Source organism: Empedobacter sp. UBA5528 (assembly GCF_002426075.1).
Classification (GTDB): domain Bacteria; phylum Bacteroidota; class Bacteroidia; order Flavobacteriales; family Weeksellaceae; genus Empedobacter; species Empedobacter falsenii_B.
In genome coordinates this window covers 50,222-58,869 of the sequence record NZ_DINY01000054.1, presented here as the reverse complement: position 1 = coordinate 58,869, position 8,648 = coordinate 50,222, and the positions used below count along the sequence as shown (strand labels likewise).

Genomic DNA, 8,648 nt, shown 5'->3' with positions numbered 1-8,648 from the left:
CAATAAAATCAATACTTAATAAGTGAACAGGCAAAATTAAACTCACCAAATAAGTTAAAATACTTACAAATAAAAACAGATTATTTTTCCAATTTAGCTTCAAACTCTTCTATTTGCTTTTCCAATTTTTTATTCTCTTTTTCCAATTTGTTTTGAGGACTAAACATTGCATAAACCAGCAAGCCTACTCCTACTCCAACAACAGCTCCAATTTTTTCGTTCTTATTAATTGCTTTCGAAATTGCAATTCCTGCTGCTGCTCCAGTTGTTACGATAGAAACTGTATTTTCAAAACCTTTTGATTTTGTGTCCAAAACTTCTAATAAATTATTCATAGTTGATTATTTTTCAATAAACGTTGCAATAAATATTCCTAAATATAAATCATTCCAAATTATTTTAAAAATTGTTCGTATTAATTCAAGTGTTTATCTTTGTTCGGTAACATTTTTAGAATGGAAATACAAGACAAAATTTTAGCGCTTCGAGAAGAGCTTACTCAGCATAATTATAATTATTACGTTTTAGATAATCCGACAATTTCTGATTTCGAATTTGATTTGAAATTGAAAGAATTAAAACGATTAGAAGACGAAAATCCTATCTTTTTTGATGTTAATTCCCCTACACAACGCGTTGGTGGAATGGTTACAAAAAATTTTCCGACGATTACACACGAATTTAGAATGTATTCGTTAGACAATTCATATTCAATTGAAGATTTACAAGATTGGGAAAAACGAATTGAGAAAACGTTAGGTGAAAAAGTAGAATTTGTTTGCGAATTGAAATATGATGGCGCTTCGATTTCTATTTTGTATGAAAATGGAGAATTGACGCAGGCTGTAACGCGTGGAGATGGAACACAAGGTGATGAAATCACGAATAATATACGTACTATACAATCTGTTCCATTGAAATTGAAAGGAAATTATCCTGAACGTTTTTATATGCGTGGCGAAATTACAATTCCGCTCAATAAATTCGCTTCAATTAATGAAGAACGCGCTAATAATGGTTTAGAATTGTATGCAAATCCTCGAAATACCGCTTCTGGATCATTAAAATTACAAGATAATACAGAAGTTGCGAAACGCGGTTTACAATGTTTCCCATATTATTTTATCGGAAATAATTTACCTTATTCTACACAATGGGAAATGCTACAAGCCGCTGATGAATTAGGTTTTAAGATTCCGCATACATCAAAATTATGTACTTCTTTGGAAGAAGTTTTAGCTTTTGTAGATCATTGGGATATCGAACGTAAAAATTTACCTTACGAAACGGACGGAATTGTGATCAAAGTAAATTCTTTTTCGCAACAAGATGAATTAGGTTATACTGCGAAATCTCCACGTTGGGCAATGGCGTATAAATTTAAAGCTGAAGCTGCCGAAACCGAATTATTGAGCATCGATTATCAAGTTGGTCGTACTGGAGCGATTACGCCTGTTGCAAATCTTGCACCTATTTCTTTGGCTGGAACAATCGTAAAACGTGCTTCTGTCCACAACGAAGATATTATTAAAAAGTTGGATATCCGCATTGGTGATATGGTTTATGTGGAAAAAGGCGGCGAAATTATTCCGAAAATTGTTGGTGTTAATACTGATGTTCGCAAACCTGGAACGGAAGAAATCGAATTTATTAAAAATTGTCCTTCTTGCGGAACAGAATTAATTCGTAACGATGGCGAAGCACAGCATTATTGTCCAAATGAAAATGGTTGCGAACCTCAAATAATTGGAAAATTAGAGCATTTTGTTTCTCGAAAAGCAATGGATATTGAGAGTATTGGTGGTGAAACAGCTGTTTTGCTACACAAAGCAAATTTGCTTAATAACATTGCTGATTTTTATACTTTACAAAAAGAAGATATTTTGCCTCTGGAAAGAATGGCTGAAAAATCTGCTCAAAATATTATTAATTCTGTCGAAAAATCTAAAGAGCAACCTTTCGAAAAGGTGTTGTACGCAATTGGAATTCGTCATGTAGGTGAAACGGTTGCAAAAAAATTGGTTAAACATTTTCAAACTATTGATCGTTTGATGAATGCAACAATGGAAGAATTAGTTTCTGTAACGGATGTTGGAGAAAAAATTGCAATTTCGATTAAGGAATATTTTAAAGAAGAACAGCATCAAATTTTGATTCAACGTTTACGTGATTACGGGTTGAATTTCGAGATTGGTGAAGAAGCAAAACCTTTGTCAGATTCTTTGGAAGGCAAAACGTTTTTGTTTACAGGAACTTTGACTAAATTCAATCGAACTGATGCACAAAAAATGGTGGAAGATCATGGTGGAAAAAATATTTCTGCAGTTTCTAAAAACTTAAATTTTTTGGTTGCTGGCGATAAAGCTGGAAGTAAATTGAAAAAAGCAGAAGAAATTGGAACAGTTGTCGTGTTGACCGAGGACGAATTTTTAAATATGATTAACGGCTAATGGAATCAGGATTAATTGCTGTCATTATATTCGGAATTGTATTATTGATTTTGATTCCATTTATATATTATGGATTGAGAATGGCAGGCTACAACAAAGCTGCAATGATAGTTTCGCTTGCGATATTTTTTATTGTGATGATTCCGATGGTGAAATATGGTTACAGAAGTCAAATGTATTCTAATGATGATTTGAAAACCGATTTACACCAAGCTGGAATTGGGTTTAAAGGAAATTTAAAAATTGTTTCGACAGTTATTTCTGGAATTAAAAACATGAAACAAGAAACAGTTTTGATTATGGATTCTGCCGATGTCAATACCATTATTAATCGAATAGAAACTGATCCTCGATTCAAAATTTCTCCAGTAATATTGAGTTTGAAAGAAGAATTAGGTTCAAATGCAAAACATAAAACCAATAGAAATTATCGTTTTAAGGATAATTTTATTTTAGAAACTTATGGAATGTCCGATGATTATACGATTCGATATTCGGAACTGAAATTTAGAAAAGGAAATGACACAGTTTTCTTCAAAAAAGAAGAAGTGTATTAAAAAAATCCGTCAATTGACGGATTTTTTATTAATCTAAAACTTCAAGATTTGCAATATTGATTGGATTTCCTTCAATATAATTCACAACATTTTCAAAAGCTTTTGAGAAATATAATTCGTAACTATTTTCTTCAACGTAACCCAAATGCGGCGTACAAATTACATTCGGATTCGTTAGAAATTCATTATTTTTATCATAAATTGGTTCAGAGTTATATACATCTAAAGCAGCATAAGTTGGTGTATTTTGACTTAAAGCTTTACTTAAATCATTTTTCTTAATTAGTTCAGCTCTAGAAGTATTTACAATAATTGCATCATGTTTCATTAATTTCAAATCTTCAAATTTCACAATACCTTTTGTTTGCTCATTTAATCGAATATGAAGTGTAACAACATCGCTTGTAGAGAAAAAATCTTCTTTAGAATTACTTGCTTGAAAACCATCCTCCAATGCTTTTTGACGAGAATTTTCACTTCCCCAAACTTGCACTTTCGTTCCAAAAGCTTTTGCATATTGTGCAATCATCTGTCCTATTTTTCCATATCCCCAAATTCCAATTGTTTTACCATTTATTGTAGAACCAATATTAGTCTGCCACTCGCCTTTTTTCATCGCTTCGATAGCTTGAGGTATTTTTCGAGTTGCATTCATTATCAACATCCAAGTTAATTCGGCTGGAGCAATAGGAGAACCAATTCCTTCTGACACAGCAACTCCACTACTTGTACAAGCGGCTAAATCTAAATGATTTGAAATTTTGCCTGTTTGACTAATTAATTTCAAATTTGGTAAAAGGGATAATAATTCTTCATTTATTTTCGTACGTTCTCTTATCAAAACTAAAATTTGAACATCCTCAATTTCTTTTGCTAAATCCTTTGTATTTGTATATGAACGATTTAAAACCTTAACATCATAATCTTTTATTAAATCAAAACATTTCAAATACGGTACAGCATTTTGATAATCATCTAATATGGCAATTTTCATTGTTTAATTTTTAATAAATGTAGTTATTTTGATTTATCTAATTACTTTTCTCTTTCTTAATTATCTCATCAAATTCGTCCAAAGTATCTTTACTTTCAGTTTTGTAATTTTTAGATTTTCCTATAAAATGAATCAATTTTCTATCTTCAAAATAATAACGAAATTCTTCAATTTTCGATTTTTTATCATCAAATCCTTTCCAATATAAAGGAAAATTATAAGTTGTACCTTGTTCAAAAACAAAAGACAATTTATCATTTAACAAATAATATTCGGCTAAATATTGACCTGATTTTCCAAATTTTCGAACCACAATTTTTTCTAATTTATCGTTCAAAAAATAATAATTAATAAAACCACCTTCGGTAGAATCATCAGTTTCAATTTCTTTTATTTTTGTCCAAATTTTAATCGAATTAATTCGATTAAAATTTGATTTAATTGGATCTAATTTATTTTTAAAATCTTTTGAAATAATAACTTCAGAACTTTTAGAATCTTTTTGTTTTTGAGCAAATACATTAAATAAACTAAAAATAATAAACGAAATTAATAAAAGAGTTTTCTTCATTGTACTAAAATTATTTCCATAAAATTCAATAAAATAAACTAATTTTCAATCAATAATAATAGTGAATTTTATGCAATTTTGAGTCGCTCGTCATACCAATCAAATCAACTAAATAAAAAAATTCTATACTAAAGTTTTAAATTTTGAAATTCTTGGAGAGTTTCAAAATCATAATGGATATGATGGTATTTTTATTGGAAAACCAGATTTAAACTGGCATCTAAAATTTACAACAACTCACGAAAATATAAATCATCACTTTGATGAAGACAATTGTTTGGTATTTTATCCAACAACACAACAAGAATATGAAAAAATTATTGAGCGTTTATAATTTCATCATATCAAACCAATAAAATCTAAAAATCCATATTGGAATGATAACGGAATTTCTTTCTTAGATCCTGATGGATTTGCTGTCATTGTTTCACCTTTGAGAATTAAATAATTTGAAAAAATTCAAATTCTTAATTATCCGATGAATAAAAAATTAAATCCTTGGTATAAATTACAACAAGGTAAAATTAAAACTCCAAAATGGTTGTTTACAAGTGATGATTGGAAAACGTGGGATTAAACGTCTTTTTAATACAATATTTAGTCTTAATTTTACACCAAATTAATCGCCGTGAATCGAGAAGAAATAGGAAATCAACTGCTAAATGAAGTTTTACAAATTCAACTTGCCAATAAACCAATCAATTTTAAATATTTAGATTTAAAACGTTTGGTTGAAAATATTGCATTTGAGTTGACAAAAAACGAAGCTTTACAGTTTTCTAACTTTTTCTCGAAGCTATCTTTTATCTGTAATCAATACCAAGTTTCCACTAAAATTCATTCCTTTCGTAAAACGGCTCAACGAATTCTGAGCGAGAAATACGAACCGACAGAACACGAATATTTTACACATTATAAATATGTTGCAGATTTTATTTCTTCGATTTATGAAGTAATGATTCCAGCAGAAATTATCTACTATTTTCCTGAAAAAGAATTTTATACAAACAAAATTCTTACTCGAAATCGGGTTAAAAAATTGCGTGTTCAAGTGATTGAAATCAAACGAGATTGTTTGATTTGCGATCATGAAGATAATGAAACAGAAGAAAATATTACAGTTCAAATTGATGAGGATGGCGTAAATGAAAACTTTACTTCTGTTGAGGATTTTTGGGTTGGTGCACAATTAAATTTAGTCAATTCGACGATTGATGAAGAAGGAATTTATCATCCACGTTTTATCATTCTCGAACCAGATTATTTGGTTGATATTTCGGCAATTGCTGAATGTTTTCAGGATTATGGAACTTCTGAATTGCATTATATTCAGAAAAAATTTGAAGAATCGCCAAATAGTAAACACATTCGTTTAGGAAATTTTGCCAATTCAGTAGTCGATCATTTTTCAACAGAAAACATTGAAAACACAGATTTTAATGAGATTTTCAAGAATGATTTCAAAAATTATCCATTAGAATATACGGCTTGCAACGATTTGACGAATCCACAAGACTTGAAAGATTATTATCTGGAAGCAAAAGGTCATTTTGACCGTATTCAAAAAGTGTTGACCGAGGATTTTCCTCAATATGATATTTCGTTGGATCGTGCATTAATAGAGCCTTCATTTTTGTGCGAACAATATGGTATTCAGGGTCGTTTAGATTTATTAGACATTAATCCCGAAGGAAAAAATAAAATTATCGAGCTGAAATCTGGTGGTGCACCTTTTCCTGATGATGGAAAAAGTGTCAAGCCAAATCATGCGACGCAGCTCTTTTTATATTACCAAATTATTGGTGTTTTATATGATTTAGAGTTTAAAGATGTCACAAAAAACACCGAAGGTTATATCTTCTATTCGAAAGTATATCAAGGAAATTTACGTTTTGATGTGCCAACTTTAGCGCGAGTTCAACGTATTTTTGATTTACGAAATCGAATAATTATCAATGAAAATCGGTTAGCAAATCATGCATTAACCGATATTGAATCAACTATTTATTCGATTAAACCTGCCAATTTTATCAAACGAAAAATTAATCCTCGTTTCAAAGAAATTTTAGAAGAACAGTTGGATAAATTTATCTATCCGATCAAAAATAGTTCACCGTTAGAAAAAGCTTATTTTTATTCGTTTACGAATTTCATTGCGAAAGAGCAATATATGGCGAAACTTGGTTTGGGACAATCAACTTCTAACAACGGTTTGGCGAGTTTGTGGCTGAATACTTTCGAAGAAAAAAATAATAATTTCGAGATTATTTATGATTTAGAAATTGTAGAAAATCATATTTCTGATCCAAAACGTGAAATCAAGTTAAAAAGAACTAATCCTGCGAATGATTTTATTTCGATTCGCGAAGGTGATATTTGCATTCTTTATCCAAGAAATAATTTCAAAGATTCGGTTTTAACAAATCAGGTTTTTAAATGTACCATCAAAAGTATTTCGAGAGAATTTATTGTGTTGCGTTTTCGTTATCAGCAGCCCAACACACGCTTTTTTGATTCGTTTGATTCATCAGGAAAATGGGCTTTGGAACGCGATTTTATGGATTCTTCTTTTGTTTCGATGTACCGAAATCTGTATGGATTAATTCATTCTTCTAAAGCAAAAAAAGATTTGATTTTAACGCAATCTATTCCAAGAAATCAAATGGATTATGCGTATTTTAACTCAAATCTTTCGGATGAACAAAATCGAATCTTGAAAAAAGCGCTTTCTTCTAAAGATTATTTCTTGTTGAATGGACCTCCAGGAACAGGAAAAACATCGATTATCATCAAAGAATTGGTGAAAGAAATCTACGAGAAACAAGATTGTAATATTTTGCTTTTGGCGTATACAAATCGTGCGGTTGATGAATTATGTGAATCGATAAATTCGGCTATTTCTGATCAAATTGAACAAAAGTTCATCAGAATTGGGAATGAATTATCTACTTCTCCTGAATTTCATCCTAATTTATTGAATAAAATTATCGAGCAAAAAGATGTTGATTTAGAGCAAAAAGGAGAAAAATTTTCGAGAAAAACAATTCAAGATATTATTCGTAAACAACGCATTTTTGTTTCGACGGTTGCTTCAATTTCGAGTAAAAATGATATTCTGAAATTAAAGAAATTTGATACAATTATTATTGATGAAGCTTCACAAATTTTAGAACCACAAATTGTTGGAATTCTACCAAAAGCAGAACGTTTTATCATGATTGGTGATCACAAACAGTTGCCTGCAATTGTTTTGCAAAATCCTGAATTAGCAAAAACGAACAACGAATTATTAGAAAATATTGGTTTAATCAATCGTAAAAACTCAATTTTCGAACGTTTGTATGAATTTTGTGAGCGTAATAATAACGAAAATTCATTTGACCAATTGACTTATCAAGGAAGAATGCATGCTGAAATTGCAGATTTTCCGAACAATTATTTTTATGATGGAAAATTAAATGTTGCCTATGATATTCCAAATTTGAATGAAGAGATTAAGCAAAGTTTACATCGCCAACGTGCAGATTTACATTTTGAAAATCATAATCAATCAAATGATTTACAAAACTTTATTACGAATCATCGTTTTGCGTTTATCAATGTGGACGAAAATCCTTATTTGCCTTCAACGAATGAGCAAGAAGCCGATTTGATTGTGAAATTTGTACAAGAAATTATTCATTTATACGAAATCAATAAAAAAGAATTTGATGCAAAGAAAACAATTGGAATTATTGCGCCTTTCCGTAATCAAATTGCCTTGATTAAACAAAAATTAGAATTAGCAAATATTCCTAATTACGAGCAAATAACGGTTGATACAGTTGAGCGTTATCAAGGAAGTCAGCGCGATATTATTTTGTATAGTTTTGCGGTAACATATTATTCACAATTGAATGCGTTGGTGAATATGAATGACCAAGGAAATGTTGACCGAAAACTAAATGTGGCGTTAACACGTGCAAAAGAGCAATTATTTTTGATTGGAAATCAAACGATTTTGAAAGAAAATCAATTGATTAAAACATTAATTGAGTATTTAGAAAATAAATCTTCACATAAACTTATAATCTAAT

Annotated in this window: 8 protein-coding genes; 5 read left to right on the top strand and 3 right to left on the bottom strand. The window is 30.1% G+C overall.

Annotated elements, in window-relative coordinates:
• Window positions 1-80 precede the first annotated feature (80 nt).
• Entirely contained in the window at window positions 81-335 is a 255-nt protein-coding gene (locus B4L98_RS12025) for a hypothetical protein (RefSeq protein WP_038334370.1), read from the bottom strand.
• Between the two features lie 120 nt (window positions 336-455).
• Here B4L98_RS12025 and ligA point away from each other — a divergent pair, with 120 nt between their 5' ends.
• A complete protein-coding gene (ligA, locus tag B4L98_RS12020; protein ID WP_291048327.1) occupies window positions 456-2,450 on the top strand; it encodes an NAD-dependent DNA ligase LigA in 1,995 nt (664 codons plus the stop codon).
• Window positions 2,450-3,007, top strand: a complete 558-nt coding sequence (locus B4L98_RS12015) for a hypothetical protein (protein WP_291048330.1) — start codon at window positions 2,450-2,452, stop codon at window positions 3,005-3,007. The genes ligA and B4L98_RS12015 overlap by 1 nt, the downstream gene beginning before the upstream one ends.
• A gap of 28 nt (window positions 3,008-3,035) precedes the next feature.
• On the opposite strand, the gene B4L98_RS12010 is transcribed toward B4L98_RS12015, so the two are convergent.
• A complete protein-coding gene (locus B4L98_RS12010; protein WP_221854490.1) occupies window positions 3,036-4,001 on the bottom strand; it encodes a D-2-hydroxyacid dehydrogenase family protein in 966 nt (321 codons plus the stop codon).
• A gap of 37 nt (window positions 4,002-4,038) precedes the next feature.
• Window positions 4,039-4,572, bottom strand: coding sequence for a hypothetical protein (locus B4L98_RS12005; RefSeq protein ID WP_291048334.1), 534 nt, complete (start codon window positions 4,570-4,572; stop codon window positions 4,039-4,041).
• 112 nt (window positions 4,573-4,684) lie between these two features.
• Here B4L98_RS12005 and B4L98_RS14725 point away from each other — a divergent pair, with 112 nt between their 5' ends.
• From B4L98_RS14725 to B4L98_RS12000, 3 genes are all read left to right on the top strand, one after another.
• On the top strand, window positions 4,685-4,906 hold the full coding sequence (locus B4L98_RS14725; RefSeq protein ID WP_371875736.1) for a hypothetical protein: 222 nt from the start codon (window positions 4,685-4,687) through the stop codon (window positions 4,904-4,906).
• Window positions 4,907-4,915: 9 nt separating this feature from the next.
• A complete protein-coding gene (locus B4L98_RS14720; protein WP_409450540.1) occupies window positions 4,916-5,020 on the top strand; it encodes a hypothetical protein in 105 nt (34 codons plus the stop codon).
• 180 nt (window positions 5,021-5,200) lie between these two features.
• Entirely contained in the window at window positions 5,201-8,647 is a 3,447-nt protein-coding gene (locus tag B4L98_RS12000) for an ATP-dependent helicase (RefSeq protein WP_219034629.1), read from the top strand.
• The last annotated feature ends 1 nt before the right edge of the window (window position 8,648 follow it).

Bases quoted from the DNA above. Each gene is read 5' to 3' on its own strand.
- B4L98_RS12005 (WP_291048334.1), bottom strand. From the start codon at position 4,572: ATGAAGAAAACTCTTTTATTAATTTCGTTTATTATTTTTAGTTTATTT.
- ligA (WP_291048327.1), top strand. From the start codon at position 456: ATGGAAATACAAGACAAAATTTTAGCGCTTCGAGAAGAGCTTACTCAG.
- B4L98_RS12025 (WP_038334370.1), bottom strand. From the start codon at position 335: ATGAATAATTTATTAGAAGTTTTGGACACAAAATCAAAAGGTTTTGAA.
- B4L98_RS12015 (WP_291048330.1), top strand. From the start codon at position 2,450: ATGGAATCAGGATTAATTGCTGTCATTATATTCGGAATTGTATTATTG.
- B4L98_RS12010 (WP_221854490.1), bottom strand. From the start codon at position 4,001: ATGAAAATTGCCATATTAGATGATTATCAAAATGCTGTACCGTATTTG.